General features: G+C 71.4%; 13 protein-coding genes and 2 pseudogenes. 5 read left to right on the plus strand and 10 right to left on the minus strand.

The genetic code is table 11. From position 1 onward, the window contains the following. Positions 1–90: pseudogene (locus AB0F61_RS33610) on the plus strand (phytochelatin synthase); the annotation flags it as partial. Between the two features lie 84 nt (positions 91–174). On the opposite strand, the gene AB0F61_RS33615 reads toward AB0F61_RS33610, so the two are convergent. Then, entirely contained in the window at positions 175–837 is a 663-nt protein-coding gene (locus AB0F61_RS33615; RefSeq protein WP_357818274.1) for a DedA family protein, read from the minus strand. 259 nt (positions 838–1096) lie between these two features. On the opposite strand from AB0F61_RS33615, the gene AB0F61_RS33620 reads away from it, so the two are divergent. The 3 genes and pseudogenes from AB0F61_RS33620 (at position 1097) to AB0F61_RS33630 (ending at position 4976) form a co-directional block, all read left to right on the plus strand. Then, complete coding sequence (locus AB0F61_RS33620; RefSeq protein ID WP_357818277.1) at positions 1097–3949, plus strand: aconitate hydratase; 2853 nt, start codon at positions 1097–1099, stop codon at positions 3947–3949. A 599-nt stretch (positions 3950–4548) separates the two neighbouring features. Next, a pseudogene (locus AB0F61_RS33625) lies at positions 4549–4797 on the plus strand (Scr1 family TA system antitoxin-like transcriptional regulator); the annotation flags it as partial. Next, complete coding sequence (locus tag AB0F61_RS33630) at positions 4788–4976, plus strand: DUF397 domain-containing protein (RefSeq protein ID WP_210917330.1); 189 nt, start codon at positions 4788–4790, stop codon at positions 4974–4976. The pseudogene AB0F61_RS33625 and the gene AB0F61_RS33630, both read left to right, overlap by 10 nt. Before the next feature lie 11 nt (positions 4977–4987). On the opposite strand, the gene AB0F61_RS33635 is transcribed toward AB0F61_RS33630, so the two are convergent. The 9 genes from AB0F61_RS33635 to AB0F61_RS33675 form a co-directional block, all read right to left on the minus strand. After that, positions 4988–6241, minus strand: coding sequence for a sigma-70 family RNA polymerase sigma factor (locus AB0F61_RS33635; protein ID WP_357818279.1), 1254 nt, complete (start codon positions 6239–6241; stop codon positions 4988–4990). Between the two features lie 5 nt (positions 6242–6246). Then, the gene (locus AB0F61_RS33640) at positions 6247–6573 is read right to left on the minus strand and encodes a YciI family protein (RefSeq protein WP_357818291.1); all 327 of its coding nucleotides are present in this window, start codon (positions 6571–6573) and stop codon (positions 6247–6249) included. A 94-nt stretch (positions 6574–6667) separates the two neighbouring features. Then, a complete protein-coding gene (locus AB0F61_RS33645; protein WP_357248744.1) occupies positions 6668–7279 on the minus strand; it encodes an ATP/GTP-binding protein in 612 nt (203 codons plus the stop codon). Then, complete coding sequence (locus AB0F61_RS33650; protein ID WP_030337267.1) at positions 7260–7646, minus strand: DUF742 domain-containing protein; 387 nt, start codon at positions 7644–7646, stop codon at positions 7260–7262. The genes AB0F61_RS33645 and AB0F61_RS33650 overlap by 20 nt, the downstream gene beginning before the upstream one ends. A 5-nt stretch (positions 7647–7651) precedes the next feature. Next, the gene (locus tag AB0F61_RS33655) at positions 7652–8071 is read right to left on the minus strand and encodes a roadblock/LC7 domain-containing protein (protein ID WP_355032793.1); all 420 of its coding nucleotides are present in this window, start codon (positions 8069–8071) and stop codon (positions 7652–7654) included. Between the two features lie 89 nt (positions 8072–8160). Next, positions 8161–10785, minus strand: coding sequence for a nitrate- and nitrite sensing domain-containing protein (locus AB0F61_RS33660; RefSeq protein WP_357818283.1), 2625 nt, complete (start codon positions 10783–10785; stop codon positions 8161–8163). A gap of 111 nt (positions 10786–10896) precedes the next feature. Next, positions 10897–12513, minus strand: coding sequence for a prenyltransferase/squalene oxidase repeat-containing protein (locus AB0F61_RS33665; RefSeq protein ID WP_357818286.1), 1617 nt, complete (start codon positions 12511–12513; stop codon positions 10897–10899). Then, complete coding sequence (locus tag AB0F61_RS33670; RefSeq protein ID WP_357818288.1) at positions 12510–13421, minus strand: terpene synthase family protein; 912 nt, start codon at positions 13419–13421, stop codon at positions 12510–12512. The genes AB0F61_RS33665 and AB0F61_RS33670 overlap by 4 nt, the downstream gene beginning before the upstream one ends. After that, entirely contained in the window at positions 13418–14695 is a 1278-nt protein-coding gene (locus AB0F61_RS33675) for a cytochrome P450 (protein ID WP_357818294.1), read from the minus strand. Before AB0F61_RS33675 ends, AB0F61_RS33670 begins: the two co-directional genes overlap by 4 nt. A 482-nt stretch (positions 14696–15177) precedes the next feature. Between AB0F61_RS33675 and AB0F61_RS33680 the strand changes: the two genes are divergently transcribed. Further along, on the plus strand, positions 15178–15426 hold the full coding sequence (locus tag AB0F61_RS33680; protein WP_110567885.1) for a DUF2630 family protein: 249 nt from the start codon (positions 15178–15180) through the stop codon (positions 15424–15426). Positions 15427–15514 lie beyond the last annotated feature (88 nt).

The following is a 15514-nucleotide window of genomic DNA, read 5'->3' on the forward strand; positions in this document are numbered from 1 at the left end:
GACTCCGCCGACCCCAACCAAGCCGCCTACCAGATCAGCGTCGAACACCTCGCCGACTGGATCGCCACCCGCGGCTACGCCACCAGCTGACCCACGACCGCACGACCGCACGATCGAAGGGCCGGACCCCCACCACGGGGCCCGGCCCTTCGGCATGAGCGGGGCGCTTCGAGCTCAGCCAGCGCGGGGGCCCAGGGACTCCGCCGGCTCGTCGTCCACCGTCGGCTCGGCCGCCTCGATGCGGTGGGCCCGTCGGCGTAGCCACCAGGTGCTGGCCAGACCGGCGAGCACGGCGAGGACCAGCCCGGCCCAGGAGATGTCCTTGAGCCAGTGCTCGGCGGCTCGGCCCACGCTGAACAACAGGTAGGTGGTGCCGAACGCCCAGACCAGCCCGCCAGCGGCGTTGGCCAGCAGGAACCGCCGGTACGGCACGCGCAGTGCACCGGCGAGCGGGCCGGCCAGGATCCGCAGGAGTGCCACGAAGCGACCGAAGAACACAGCCCAGACGCCGTAGCGGGCGAAGCTCTGCTCGGCCCGGGCGAGTTGGGCGGGGCCGAGATGACGGGGAAAGCGCCGGCCCAGTCGGGTCAGCAGTGGTCGACCACCGCGCCGGCCGACCGCGTACCCGATGGAGTCTCCGACGATCGCACCGGCGGCCGCGGCGGCGGCCACCCACTCGGGTTCGACCACGCCCGTGGCGGCGAGCAGTGCGGAGCTGACCAGGACGATCTCGCCGGGCAGGGGGATGCCCATGCTCTCCACGCCGATAATCCCGCCGACCAGCAGGTAGACCGCGATCGGTGGCAGCGACACGAGCCAGTGCTGGACGTCGAACACGCTTGACCCCTTCTCCGACCGGGCCTCGAACCCTACCCGCGCGGCGCCGACGCCGAGGTCGGGTGGACCCCAGCACAACCCGTAGGGCGTCCTAGGAGGCTAGGGGTGAGGGTGGGCCGGGAGTCTGCGCCCGGGTTGCGCAACTAGCAAGACGGACGTACGGTTTTGTTGAGAGCGGAATCGGCGGTAAGTGTCACCTAACCTCGGCGGTGCCCCGACCGGTGCGACAGACTGCTCAGGACTACTCACGGTCGCTGGTGTGAAGGAGTACGACGTGGCGAGCCTCGACACCTTCGGTGCGAAGACCCAGCTACGCGTCGGAGACGCGAGCTACGAGATTTTCAAGATTGACAAGGTGGACGGCCACGCGCGGCTGCCGTACAGCTTGAAGATCCTGCTGGAGAACCTGCTGCGGACCGAGGACGGCGCGAACATCACCGCCGACCACATTCGTCAGCTCGGCGGGTGGGACTCCACCGCCGCCCCGAGCGTCGAGATCCAGTTCACCCCGGCGCGGGTGCTGATGCAGGACTTCACCGGCGTGCCCTGCGTGGTCGACCTGGCCACCATGCGCGAGGCCGTGCGTGACCTGGGCGGCGACGCCAGCAAGGTCAACCCCCTCGCGCCGGCCGAGCTGGTCATCGACCACTCGGTGATCGCCGACCTGTTCGGCCGCGAGGACGCGTTCGCCCGCAACGTCGAGCTGGAGTACGAGCGCAACAAGGAGCGCTACCAGTTCCTGCGCTGGGGCCAGACCGCGTTCAACGAGTTCAAGGTCGTCCCACCGGGCACCGGCATCGTGCACCAGGTCAACATCGAGTACCTGGCCCGCACCATCATGGAGCGCGGCGGCCAGGCGTACCCGGACACCGTGGTCGGCACCGACTCGCACACCACGATGGTCAACGGCCTGGGCGTGCTGGGCTGGGGCGTCGGCGGCATCGAGGCCGAGGCCGCGATGCTCGGCCAGCCGGTCAGCATGCTGATCCCCCGGGTGGTGGGCTTCAAGCTCTCCGGCGAGATGCCGGCCGGCACCACCGCCACCGACCTGGTGCTGACCATCACCGAGAAGCTGCGCAAGCACGGCGTGGTCGGCAAGTTCGTCGAGTTCTACGGCCCCGGCGTGAGCGCCGTGCCGCTGGCCAACCGGGCCACCATCGGCAACATGTCTCCGGAGTACGGCTCCACCGTGGCGATCTTCCCGATCGACGCGGAGACGATCCGCTACCTGGAGCTGACCGGCCGCGACGCCGCGCAGGTCGCTCTCGTCGAGGCGTACGCCAAGGAGCAGGGCCTCTGGCACGACCCGAACCACGAGCCGGAGTACTCGGAGCGCCTGGAGCTTGACCTCGGCACCATCGAGCCGTCGCTCGCCGGCCCGAAGCGCCCGCAGGACCGGGTGCCGCTGGGCAGCGCCAAGACGCTGTTCCGCTCCGCGCTCACCGACTACGTGGCCGACGACTCGGTCGGCGAGCGTGACCTCAAGCCGAGCGTGGCACGTGAGGAGTTGCCGCGCGGCGCCAACGGGCCGGCCGACGAGGCCAGCGCCGAGTCGTTCCCGGCCAGCGACCCGCCGGCCAACGAGTTCAGCGACCCGGCCGACGAGCCGCGCGACCTGGAGACCGCGGCGGCCGGCTCCGGCGGTCGGGCCAGCAACCCGGTCCGGGTCACCGGCACCGACGGCGTCGAGTACGAGCTGGACCACGGCGCCGTGGTGATCGCCGCCATCACCTCCTGCACCAACACGTCCAACCCGCAGGTGATGATCGGTGCCGCGCTGCTGGCCCGCAACGCGGTGGAGAAGGGCCTGACCCGCAAGCCGTGGGTGAAGACCACCCTGGCGCCGGGCTCGAAGGTCGTCATGGACTACTACGAGCGGGCCGGCCTCACGCCGTACCTGGACAAGCTCGGCTTCAACCTGGTCGGCTACGGCTGCACCACCTGCATCGGCAACTCGGGCCCGCTGCCCGAGGAGGTGTCCGCCGCGGTCAACGAGCACGACCTGTCGGTCGTCTCGGTGCTGTCGGGCAACCGGAACTTCGAAGGCCGGATCAACCCGGACGTCAAGATGAACTACCTGGCGTCCCCGCCGCTGGTGGTCGCGTACGCCCTGGCCGGCACGATGGACATCGACCTGGCCAACGAGCCGATCGGTGAGGACACCGAGGGCAACCCGGTCTACCTGCGGGAGATCTGGCCGAACAGCGCCGAGATCCAGGACGTCATCGCCCAGGCGATCGGCGCGACCGGGTTCAGTGCCGCGTACGCCGATGTCTTCGCCGGCGACGAGCGGTGGCAGTCGCTGCCCACCCCGACCGGCGACACCTTCGCCTGGGAGAGCAACTCCACCTACGTGCGCAAGCCCCCGTACTTCGAGGGCATGCAGCAGGAGCCGAGCCCGGTCGTGGACATCGCCGGTGCCCGGGTGCTGGCCAAGCTGGGTGACTCGGTGACCACCGACCACATCTCGCCGGCCGGCGCGATCAAGGCCGACTCCCCGGCCGGGTCGTACCTGGCCGAGCACGGCGTGCCGCGGCACGAGTTCAACTCGTACGGTTCCCGGCGGGGCAACCACGAGGTGATGATCCGGGGCACGTTCGCCAACATCCGGCTGCGCAACCAGCTGGTGCCCGGGGTGGAGGGCGGCTTTACCGTCAACCACCTCACCGGCGAGCAGACCTCGATCTACGACGCCTCCGTGGCCTACCAGGAGGCGGGCATCCCGCTGGTCGTGCTGGCCGGCAAGGAGTACGGGTCGGGCTCGTCGCGGGACTGGGCGGCCAAGGGCACCATGCTGCTGGGTGTCCGGGCGGTCATCGCCGAGTCGTACGAGCGGATCCACCGCTCCAACCTCATCGGCATGGGTGTGCTGCCATTGCAGTTCCCGGTGGATGTCACCGCCGAGTCGCTCGGACTCACCGGTACGGAGACGTTCACCATCACCGGGGTGACCGCCCTCAACGACGGGGACACCCCGCGTACCGTGCGGGTCAACACCGACACCGGCGTGGAGTTCGACGCCGTGGTGCGGATCGACACCCCCGGTGAGGCGGACTACTACCGGCACGGCGGCATCCTGCAGTACGTGCTGCGCCGCATGATCGCCAACTGACGTACCGACGTCCGGCGAAAGGGCCGCTTTCCGCGCTTGCGGGGAGGGGCCCTTTCGTTTCTCCTCGCTCTCGACTCGGCAGCGGCCTCCATCGGCCCGGTCGTCGCGCCGGGCCGCATGGGTTGTCGCCGCCTTCGGTGGGCAGCCGGGCCCGCCGCCCGGTTCAGGTTGCGTCCTTTGCTCTGCACCCGCCCGCGCACCACGAACGGTCCGTAACTGGCGCGTGGGCGGGTGCAGAGCAAAGGACACGAGGAGCACCTGCACCGCCGGGCCGGATGGCGCGAGGGGCGGGTCAGCAGCGCACGCCCCAGCTCAGCGCAGCCGCAACGCGACCGCCCGGGCCTCCTCGTCGGTGAGCGGCAGGAACCAGAGGAAACGGCGGACGATGGCGACCGGGTCGGGTCCGCCCGGCTGGCCGCGCAGGTCCCGGATCGCCCGGCGGGTGATCCGGGAGAACTCGGGGATCAGGGTCGCGCGGCGGGCGAAGTCCGTCGGGGTCGCTCGCAGCGCCGGACAGGGCCAGTCCTCACCGCAGGCGTCGCACGTCCAGAGCGGGCCGTCGGCGGTGTGCGCGACCGGCGGGCCGCACCGGGACCGCCAGCGTGTCGCTGTTCGTCGTGCCCGCCGACGTCGGCATGTACCCGGGCCTCGGGGGGCCGTTCACAGTGGCCGAGATGCCGGACGGGGCGCGGGTCGCGCACGTCGACAGCCAGGCCCAGGCGCAGCTCATCGACAAGGTTGCCGACGTTGCTACCCTCGATCGACGGTGGGAACGCATTCGTGACGGAGCCCTGTCGCGTGCGCAGTCCCTCAACCTCATCAGGGAAGCGGCAGCATCATGGACCTGACCGGCGCTCGGTGGCGCAAGAGCAGCAAGAGTGGCAACAACGGCGGCGACTGCGTCGAGGTGGCCGACAACCTCGCGGGCGTCATCGGCGTACGTGACTCCAAGGACCCGGCCGGTCCGACGCTCGCCTTCGACCCGGCGGCTTGGACCCGGTTCCTGGTGTTGGCCAAGCGCGGCTGACCCGCAGTGCCCTACCGGGCGAGTTCGGCCGCCCGGTCGAGCAACGCGCGACGTTCGGCGGCCGAGCCGACCGCCGCCGCGGCCTCCCGGAACAGGGTGGCGGCGCGCCGCCGGTCGCCCTGGCGGGCCACCAGATCGGCCCGCACCGCCACGGCGAGCGGGTGGCCGTCCAGCCCTCCCCCGGCACGCGCCGCGTCGAGCAGGACCAACCCGGCGGCCGGGCCGTACGCGTAGCCGTGCGCGACCGCGCGGTTGAGCGCGACCACCGGCGAGGGTCGGAGGTCGGCCAGCGCGTCGTAGGCCCGCGCGATCGTCAGCCAGTCGGTGGTGTCGACGGACGTCGCGGTGGCGTGGCAGGCGGCGATCCGGGCCTGCCAGGCGTACGGCCCGTCGTGGCGTACCCGGTCGAGGGCGGCCAGGCCCTCGGCGATGCCGGCGCGGTCCCACCGGCGGCGGTCCTGCCGCTCCAGGGTGAGCAGGTTGCCGGCGGTGTCGCGACGGGCGTCGCGGCGGGAGTGCTGGAACAGGAACAGCGCCAGCAGCGCGGCCACCTCGGACTGCCCCGGCATCAGCCGGTCGAGCAGCCCGGCCAGCCGGACCGCCTCGTCGGCGAAGGCCGGCTCACCGTCGGCGACGTAACCCCTGGTGAACAGCAGGTACAGCACGGCGAGGACGCCGGGTAGCCGCTCGGTGAGCGCCGGCCCGGTCGGCACCCGGTACGGGATGCCGGCCTGCGCGATGCGGGTCCGGGCCCGGGTCAGCCGTCGGGTCATCGTCGACTCGCTGACCAGCAGGAGTCGGGCGATGTCAACGGTCGGCACACCGCAGACGGTTCGCAACGTCAGCGCCACCCGAGCGTCGAGGGCCAGCGCCGGGTGGCAGCAGGTGAAGATCAGGCGCAGTCGGTCGTCCACCACGTCCTGCCGCGTCTCGGGCTGCGCCGGGGCCGGCGTGAGCAGCGCCAGGTCGTGCAGCTTGCGGCGCTCCACTGTGGCCCGGCGCAGCACGTCGAGCGCCCGGTTGCGGGCCACTGTCATGAGCCAGCCGCCCGGGTTGGCCGGCACACCGTCGGCGGGCCAGCGCTCCAGGGCCACGGTCAGCGCCTCCTGAGCGCAGTCCTCGGCCAACGCCCAGTCCCCGGTCACCCGGATCAGGGTCGCGACGATCCGGGGGTACGCCTCGACGCTCGCGGCGGCGACGGCCTCCGCCGCCACCGCGCCGGCCGGTGCCTCGGCGCGCACCGGCCGGCGCTGCGACGTGGACACCTGCGTCAGTCGGGCAGGTTCGCGAACGGGCGCAGTTCCAGTCGCCCCTCGCGGGCCATCGGATGGGCTCGCGCCACCTCGATCGCCTCGTCCAGGTCGGCGCAGTCGAGCAGGTCGAAGCCCACGATCACCTCGGTGGTCTCCGCGAACGGGCCCTCGGAGACGAGGAGCTCACCGTCGCGAACCCGGACGGTGGTGGCCGCGCTCGTCGCCGCCAGCACGTCGCCGGTCAGGCGGCGGCCACGAGAGTCGTTCTCCGCCACCCACGTGTGGATGTCCGGCAGTTCGGTGGGGTCGGTGTCCGGCTCGGTGTCGCTGCACACGAACATCATGTACTTCATCTGGTCGCTCCCTGGTCTCTCGGGGTGTCGCCAGCATGACGATCGGCCGACAGCGTTCCGGACACCCTCCCCCGAAAAAACCCAGTCAGTTTCCGTTGGCGGCGCGGCGGCGGGCCTCGCGGGTCTTCATGGCGTGCTCCATCAGGGTGACGAGCACCTCCTTGCTCGACTCGCGCTGCCGGGCGTCGCAGAGCAGCACCGGCACCCCCGGGTCCAGGTTCAGCGCGGCCTGCACCTCGTCGAGGCGGTACTTGCGGGAACCCTCGAAGCAGTTCACCGCGACCACGAACGGCGTGCCCCGGCCCTCGAAGTAGTCGATCGACGGGAAGCAGTCGGCGAGGCGGCGGGTGTCGGCAAGCACCACCGCGCCGATGGCGCCCAACGCCAACTCGTCCCAGACGAACCAGAAGCGGTCCTGGCCGGGCGTGCCGAACAGGTACAGCACCAGGTCGTCGCTGATGGTGATCCGGCCGAAGTCCATGGCCACGGTGGTGGTGGTCTTACCCTCCACCCCGGACAGGTCGTCGATGCCGACCCCCGACTCCGTCAGCACCTCCTCGGTGCGCAGCGGCCGGGTCTCGCTGACCGCACCGACCATGGTCGTCTTGCCCACGCCGAAGCCGCCAGCGACCAGGATCTTGATCGCGGTGGGCAGTGGGGTCGCTCCCGCCGGCCGGTCAGAGTGCCCGTAGTCCATTGATTACCGCCTCGAAGATGCTGTTGTCGGGAAGGCCGGCCGTGGTCTGCGGCTCGCGGACCTGTACCAGGCTGCGGGCCGCCAAGTCACCGAGGAGCACCCGGATGGTGCCCACCGGCAGGTCGAGATGAGCGGCGATCTCGGCGACGGACTGTATGCGTTGGCACAGCCCGACGATCGCCAGGTGCTCCGGACCGAGACCAACCTCCGGCGTCACCTCGGCTCGGGTCGCGGTGACCAGGGAGATCAGGTCGAACGTGCCGGTGACCGGTCGGGCCCGCCCGCGCGTCACCGCGTACGGGCGCACCACCGGACCCGCATGGTCATCCACCCACTGATGGTCTGCGGACTCCCCCTGGACCGTCATCACCGCTACCTCTCGCCGGCCGGCTGCTCGGTGCGGGACGGCGACGCGACGTACTTGCCGACGCGGGTGACAAGCATCGCCATCTCGTAGGCGATCAGCCCGACGTCGGCGTCCTCGCTGGCCAGCACCGCCAGGCAGGCGTTGCGGCCGGCCGCGGTGACGAACAGGAACGACGACTGCATCTCGATGATCGTCTGCTGCACCTGCCCGCCACCGAAGCGCTTACCGGCGCCCCGGGCCAGGCTCTGGATGCCGGCCGCCATCGCGGCGAGGTGCTCGCCGTCGTCCCGGCTCAACCCCTGTGAGGAGGCCATCAACAGACCGTCGGTGGAGAGCGCGACCGCGTGCTCGGCCTGTTTCACCCGGCCCACCAGGTCATCCAGCAACCACGTCAGGTCGGCACTCGAAGCCGTCTTCTGCGCCACTTCGTCGTCCTCTTCTCGCCCGGCTCATGCGCCGTACTCGTCTCGGGCTGACCGTCACTTCGTGCGAAGACCGCATCCGCGGCGGCCGGTCAGGTAGCTGTGGGGTCCTCGTCAGTAGGCTCGGACGCTGCCGTCGGCGAAGCACCGGGCGCGCCGCCGAGCAGTCGCGCCGCGTCGGTCCGACCTCGCCGGGTGCCGGTCTGGTACGAGCTCATCATGCGGCGAACCTGCTCCGGCGGACGTACCACGTCATCGTCGTCGGTCTCGGTGGCCGCCGGGTCGTCGCGCAGCTCGGGGACGATGTTCGCCTGCCGAACCCGGACCGGCAGGCCCGAGTGGGTCCGGTCGGCCTCGGCGTCGGCGGGCACCGGCCCGCCGTGGACAACGGGCTCGACGGCGCTGTCCGCCCGCTGGGTACGGTCGGCGGCGGGCTCGACGGCGCTGTCCGCCCGCCGAGCATCAACAGCGGGTAGGCCGGTGGGCACCGTGGGGGCCTCCAGGGCGGGTTGTCCCAGACCACGCCGGGCACGGATCGGCAGGTCCGGCATGTCGGTGGCCGGCGTTCGCTGTCGGGTGGGCAGGCCGGCCTCCGCGACGCTCCCGTCGCCCTGCTGCGCCGACATGCTGTCCGCGGCCAGCGGCGCCGGCTCCACCGGATCCGGGGTGCCCGGCGCCGCCGAGCTTGGTACGTGCGGCGCGGTGGCCAGGGCGACCGGCGCGAGGACGGCCGGGCGGCTGCTGTTGTCGGCGTCGGGGCCGGCGGTGCCGCTCGCCGCCGCCGGCAGCGCGATGGCCGAGGATCCGGCCCGAATCTCGCCGGAATCCTCCGAGCCGGCGCCGGTCTCGGCGACCAGCTCCCGCGGGATCAGCACGACCGCCGTCGTGCCGCCGTACGCCGATTCCTTGAGCCGGACCCGTACGCCGTGCCGCTCGGTCAGTCGGCTCACCACGTAGAGCCCGAGCCGGGCGGCGTTGGCGAGGTTCAGCTCGGACTGGTCGACGATGCGGTGGTTCGCCGCGGCCAGGTCCTCCTCGCTCATGCCGAGGCCCCGGTCCTCGATCTCCAGGGCGAACCCGTTGGCCACCAACTGACCGCGAACCTCCACGGTGGTGTGCGGTGGGGAGAACGACAGGCCGTTCTCGATCAGCTCGGCGAGCAGGTGGATGATGTCGCCGACCGCGCGGCCGGCGAGCGAGACCGGCCCGAGTGGCAACACGTTGACACGCGTGTAGTCCTCCACCTCGGCGACCGCGCCGCGCACCACGTCGACCATCGGCACGTTGCGCCGCCACGCCCGACCCGGGGTGGAGCCGGAGAGCACGATCAGGTTTTCCGCGTTGCGCCGCATCCGGGTCGCCAGGTGGTCGACCCGGAACAGGTCCTCGAGTTCCTCCGCGTCGTGCTCCCGCCGCTCCATCGCGTCGAGCAGGGTGAGCTGGCGGTGCACCAACGCCTGGGTACGTCGGGCCAGGCTGAGGAAGACCTCACGGACGTTGCGCCGCAACTCGGCCTGCTCGACGGCGGTGCGGATCGCGGTCTCCTGGACCGCGTTGAAGGCCTTGCCGACCTGGCCGATCTCGTCGGTACCGAATTCCAGGGGTGGCGCCTCGGCGGCCACGTCGACCTCGTCGCCGCGACCGAGCCGCTCGACCACGCCGGGCAGCCGCTCGTTGGCGAGCTGGAAGGCGGCCCCGCGCAGCCGTTCCAGTTGCCGCACCAGGGCGCGGGCGGTGGTGATGGACACGATGATCGACGCGATGACGGCGAGCAGACCGAGGCCGGTGGCCAGCGCCAACCGGACGACGACACCGACGGCGACCGGGGTGGCCCGGTCGACGACACCGTCACCACCGGCAAGCACGACCCCACTGATCTCGGTGAGCGCCGGGCCGGTGGTCTCGCCCCACTCCGTCGGGGTGAGCGGCGGGCGGCCCGCGCCAGCGCCCTGCATGACCTGCGACTCCAGGACGGTCAGCCGGGTGAAGGTGGGACCCGTCGACATCGCCTCGTAGCGGCGCTGGTCGCTGGCGGGGAGCCGGACCAACGCCGAGGAGGCGGCGAACTGTCGGGCGCCGACGATCCGGGTGAACTCCGCCCGCTCGGCAGCGGTGACCCGTCCGGCGGCCAGCACACCGGCCAGCAGCGCGTCCTCCTGGGACAGCAGCTCCCGGGACCGGTTCAGGCCGATCAGCGCGGCGGTGTCCTCGGCGACCTGATCGTCGTCGAGGTTGCCGAGCGCGTCGTACACCCGGTAGATCGACTCGATCACTCCGGTGAAGGTCGCGATGGCCCCGGCCCGGTCGATGCTCCGCTCGTCGACCGCCGTGCGGGTCTTGTCCAGCTCGTCCAGGCCGGTGATGAGAGCCTTGATCCGCTGGTCGAGGGCGTCGCTGCCCAACGCGCCGACCTGCCAGTCCTCGGTGGACTCGGTGAACGTCGCGGCCAACTCGTCGGTGCGCTTCCGCAGTTCGGCAAGCGTGGCGCGCTGCGCCTCGTCGGGCCGGCCGAGGTAGGTCAGCGACGCCCGACGCTCCGACTGCAACTGCAACAGCAGCGGCTCGGTGGGGTCGAAGACCTTGCTGTCCAGCGTCTGCACACCGAGCAGGTTGACCCCGTCCCGGACGGTGACCCAGGCCGTGAAGCCCCAGAGCGCGACGAGCGAGACGAGTAGAGCAACGACCTTGGTACGCAGATTCGTACTGCGGGAACCCATTACACCGTCCCTGGCGCGGCCTGTGTGATTGTTCAGTCAGGTTTGCGTTGTGCACGCATCGACCCCGGCGCACGCTAGCAGCGTCCGGGGCAAATGCTCAAGCGCCGCAGATCATGTGACCGCCGTACGAGGCCGCAGCGAGGGCGGGTCCAGGTTGCTGACCAGGTCGGATCTGACCATTGCCAATTGCCGGACGGCGAGTACGGCCGCCCGAACAATGAGCACCGGTGCGTAGAGATCCTTGTCATGCCACAGTGGAGGGTGCTCGTGCTGATCGTCCACTTCGGTGAGATGACGCAAGCCCCGACCGATCGCCTCCGCCACCCCCGGTCGCGCCGGTCGACGCACCCCGAGCAGCACGTGCAGGGCGTACGCGGTCTCCTCGGCGGTGCCGGCCCAGCGCCCCCAGGTGCCGTCCGCCCGTTGGGTCGCGACCAGCCAGTCGAGGGCGCGGTCCACAGCCGATCCGGCGATGTCGGCGGGTGCGTACCGGTCGAGAGCCGTCACCACGCACGAGGTGGCGTAGTACGGCGACGCGTGCCAGCGGTCGACCCAGGAACCGTCGGGCTGTTGCTCGTCGCGGAGCCACCCGGCCAACGCCGCGACCCGGCCGGCGTAGCGGCTCGCACCCGCTGACGGGTGCCGGGCCTGCCAGCCGAGTGCCTCCAGCACGTGCGCGTTCGTGGTGACCGACCGGCCGTCCTCCCCCCGCCAGGTGCAGAAGTGGGTGCCCAGGTCGAAGTGGAGCAGGCTCGCCGGGTCCACCGGGTGACCGAGGCGGGCGAGCACGTAGAGGGTGACCGAGGTGGTGTCCGCGTCGGCCGGTAGCCCCGGCCCGGTCGACGCGCCCTGCGGCCCGAGCGCGGCGACCAGTTCGGCGACGAGCTTCGGCGCGGGCCGGACCGGCACCCCCGCTCGAACCAGATTGCTCAGGGTCCAGGCGCGCTCGAACACGGTGATCGGCGTACAGCAGGGCAGCGGCCCGTCGAGCGGACCGACGGCGGCCCGCAGGTAGGCCAGCGCCTCCGGGTCGGCGCCGGGCACCGCCGGGTCGCCGATCCAGGCGGCGGTGGCTGCCGGCGACGCGCCGATGGCTCCGGCGACCGGGGACACGCCGCCGTGCCGGTACGCGACCGGCCCGAGCACCTCGAAGGCGTGCACGAGTTTCTGCGGCACCGGACGTCCGCTGCCCATCAGTACGTGTACCGCGTCGAGCCGCCGCGTGTCCACGCCGGGCAGGGCACGGAGCCCGTCGGCGAACCGCCGATCGTCGCGGGTGGCGAAGAACCCGAGGTGGTCGTTGATCCGCTGCACCAGGGCCGGCACGATGAGGTCGGCCGCCGGTGTGTCCGGGAGCGGGGTGCCCCGGCCGAGCCAGTCGGCGAGCACCTCCAACCCGCGGGTGGCCGCGGCGGCCAGCGGGTCCGGGACGGAGTCCTCGGTGCCACGCAGCGAGCTGAGCAGCGCCTCCACCGCGCTCACCGTCGGCACCACTGCGTAACCGCCGGCGCCGCCCCAACCGCCGTCGGGGCGCTGGGTGTCAAGCAGATACCGCAGCCGTCGGTCGTGACCGGTGAGCCACGGCGCGTCGGCGACGACCCGGGCGGTCTCGTACACCGACGGGGTGACCCGCCCTGCCGGTTCGAGCGTCATGGCGGCGAGCAGTTCCCGGACCGACGTGGCCACCGCCGGCTCGTTGCGGGCACCGGCGGCCGGTACGGCGGTCACGACACCCCCCAGAAGTCGGTCGACCGGTAGAAGCCCGAGCTGAAGCCGATCTGCCGGGCGAGGTAGTCGGCCTGCACCGGGCAGGTGGCGCGCAGCGGGTCGAGCAGCTCGCGGGCGTACGCCACCAGGTCGGTGATCCGGCGCTCGACGTCGGCCCGCTCCGGCACCAACATCAACGCGTTGAGGTCCCCCCACCGCTTGTCGCGTTCGTAGCTGGCCAGGTCGTTGACGAGTCGGAGGATCCGCTGCACCTGGTCACTGGCCGCGACGAGCGCGTCGAGGTGGGCCAGTGTGGTGGGGTCGTCGGAGTGGATCCAGTGCACGACGTTCACCACGGTGCAGGCGAGGTTCGCCGCGTTGTCCAGGTACTCGTCGAGGGTGGGCGCCACGCCGCCGCCGGCGGCCTGCTTCCAGTCCCACTCCCGCGCCATGGCGTCGAACATCGTCCGCAACTCGGTGCGCCACACCGCCCCGTGGGTCGCGTACGCCGGCACGGCGGCCAGTTCGTCCCGCAACTCGGCGAGGAAGCGGCCCAGCGGGTCGTCGGCCGCCGGTTGCCCGCCCTGCGCGACCGCGAGGCAGCCCGCCGTCAACCTGTCGATCTCGGCACGGCTGCGCGCCTCGTGGTCGACGAGCCAGTCGACAGCGAAGCCCCAGAGCACGGCCCGGTTCGTGACGCGCAACTGGTCGAGGTCACACCAGGGCGCCCCGAACGCGATGGCCATCGCGACGTTGCCGAACAGCGCCGGGTCGAACGGTCGCGCCGGGAACAGATCGGGGTACGCCGCGGCACGCTCGGCCAGGTCACGTTGGCCCTTCGCGGCGAGGGCACAGATCCGGCCCTGCTCGGCGGCCAGCGCCAACTGGTCGCCGCCGGTCTCCGGTGGCGACGCGAGCCCGGTGGTCATGCGGAGACGCTCCGCACCGGCCGCAGGGTCACCTCGACACGCTCAAGGGGGCGCAGCGCGGCTGCCACCTTGATTCCGGGCAGAGCCTGTCGTCGCAGGGTGAACCGGAACCGGCTCAGTACGGTGGCCACGATCAGCATGGCTTCCAGATAGAACAGGTGCATGCCGATGCACTGGTGCGGGCCACCGCCGAAGGGGAAGTGCGCGTACCGGTGCCGGTTTCGGACCTGCTCGGGGTCGAAGCGGTCGGGGTCGAAGACCTCGGGCCGCTCCCAGAACGTGGACATCCGGTGGGTGATCAGCGGGCTGACCACGAGCGTGGCGCCGGCCTCGATCCGTACGCCGCCGATCACGTCGGCTTCCACCGCGCGGCGCGGGAAGAGCCAGCCGATGGGATAGAGCCTCAGCAGCTCGTCGAGCACCTGGCGGGTGTAGCGCAGCTCGCGCAGGTGCTCGCGTCGCACCGGCGCGTCACCGACCACCCGATCGATCTCCTCGTACAGCCGCTCGGCGATCTGCTCGTCCTGGGCGATGTGCGGCCAGAGCCAGGTCAGGACGCTGATCGTGGTCTCGGTGGTGGTGGCGACCATGGAGACGGTGTCGTTGCGGACCTGCCGCTCGTCGAGCCGCCCACCTGCCTCGGTGCGCCCCCGCCACAACGTGGAGATGATGTCGTCGCCGTCGGTCTCGGCCGTCTCCCGGGCTGCTCGCACGATCGGGAGCAGGGTGTCGTCGATGAGTTGGACGGCGTTACGGAACGCGCGGTCGCCGGGCATCGGCATGGACAACGGCGCCCACGGCACCATCAGCCGCGGCATCACCGACCAGGCGATGGCGTCCTGCGCCTCCATGATGCGCATCGCCTGCGGCACCGAGATCTTGTCGGCGAAGAAGACCCGCATGATCGCCGAGCAGACGATCTGGGCCTGCACGGTGCCCATGTCGACGGGCTGGCCGGCGCGGGCCGGCTCGTCCAGGTCGTCGACGGCGTCTTCGATCGCCTCGGCCAGCCGGTCCACGAGTGAGTCGACCCGCCGAGCGGTGAACAGCGGCTGGAGGACGTGGCGGCTGTTCTTCCAGTAGTCGCCGTCGCTGAGGATGCCGTCGCCGAACAACCGCTTCAGCGGACGCCACTGGAGACCGTCGCCGGCGCGGACGTAGTTGTCCGACTTCTCGCGCAGAACCCGCTGCAGGTGCTCCGGCCGGGTGACCAGGTAGGGCCGAAACGCACCGAGGCTGAGCTTCACCACCTCGCCCTGTGACCGCTCGCCCATCTCGACAAGCGTGCGGGCCGGATCGCGGAACAGGTTGGGCACCACGTGGCGTAACGGGACCGAGCCCGCTCGTCGTGGCTGAACCGGCACTGTGTGAGGTGCTCCCACGGGAACTGACACTCCCTTGTGGATACTCGGCGTCGCGGAACGACTATGCGGAGTTAGATATTCGTGGAGCATGCCACCGCTCGGCCGTCTTCATCTAGGCGCAGTACGTGAAATTTTCACGCGCAAGCATTACGCCACAGCAGGATCGAGGCGGTGGGAAGCGCGCATACCATGGATCCCGCAGGTAGCCGGCAGTCTCGACCATTGTCCGGCATCTGGGATCTTCGATAGTGATGAACATCACTTATCTACCCCGGTTCCGGCCCGCCCGGCCCGTGGCCGACTCCGCTCCACCCGAGCGGCGCCCTTCCCCGCCGACCCGGCGGAACGACCGAATCCGGGCGACGCCCGGCCCCCTGTGCCAGGCTCTTGTCATGGACGACAAGACCATCCTGAACCGGATCACCGAGCTGGTCGACGAGGAACACAAGCTGCGGGCGGACGCCCAGGCCCACGAGTCGGGCACCGAGGGCGAGGCCAGCGAGCGGCTGCGCGCCCTGGAGGAGTCCCTCGACCAGTGTTGGGACCTCCTGCGCCGCAGGCGCGCCGCCCGGGACACCCACGGCGATCCGGACGCACAGGGCGAGCGACCCAAGCCCGAGGTGGAGCGCTACCTCCAGTAACCAACCAGTTCCTGCTCTACCTGGACGACGTGCGGCTCCCCGCCGACGCGCTGCTCGGTGAGTCGCTGGACGCCGGCCTGCCGGCGCT

This window comes from Micromonospora sp. NPDC023888 (assembly GCF_040639415.1).
Classification (GTDB): Bacteria; Actinomycetota; Actinomycetes; order Mycobacteriales; family Micromonosporaceae; genus Micromonospora.

What these genes read in the sequence shown, in the direction of transcription:
- AB0F61_RS33630 (WP_210917330.1), top strand. Translation starts at nt 4,788, where the DNA reads ATGGACCTGACCGGCGCTCGGTGGCGCAAGAGCAGCAAGAGTGGCAAC.
- AB0F61_RS33640 (WP_357818291.1), bottom strand. Translation starts at nt 6,573, where the DNA reads ATGATGTTCGTGTGCAGCGACACCGAGCCGGACACCGACCCCACCGAA.
- AB0F61_RS33645 (WP_357248744.1), bottom strand. Translation starts at nt 7,279, where the DNA reads ATGGACTACGGGCACTCTGACCGGCCGGCGGGAGCGACCCCACTGCCC.
- AB0F61_RS33650 (WP_030337267.1), bottom strand. Translation starts at nt 7,646, where the DNA reads ATGACGGTCCAGGGGGAGTCCGCAGACCATCAGTGGGTGGATGACCAT.
- AB0F61_RS33660 (WP_357818283.1), bottom strand. Translation starts at nt 10,785, where the DNA reads ATGGGTTCCCGCAGTACGAATCTGCGTACCAAGGTCGTTGCTCTACTC.
- AB0F61_RS33670 (WP_357818288.1), bottom strand. Translation starts at nt 13,421, where the DNA reads ATGACCACCGGGCTCGCGTCGCCACCGGAGACCGGCGGCGACCAGTTG.
- AB0F61_RS33675 (WP_357818294.1), bottom strand. Translation starts at nt 14,695, where the DNA reads ATGGGCGAGCGGTCACAGGGCGAGGTGGTGAAGCTCAGCCTCGGTGCG.
- AB0F61_RS33680 (WP_110567885.1), top strand. Translation starts at nt 15,178, where the DNA reads ATGGACGACAAGACCATCCTGAACCGGATCACCGAGCTGGTCGACGAG.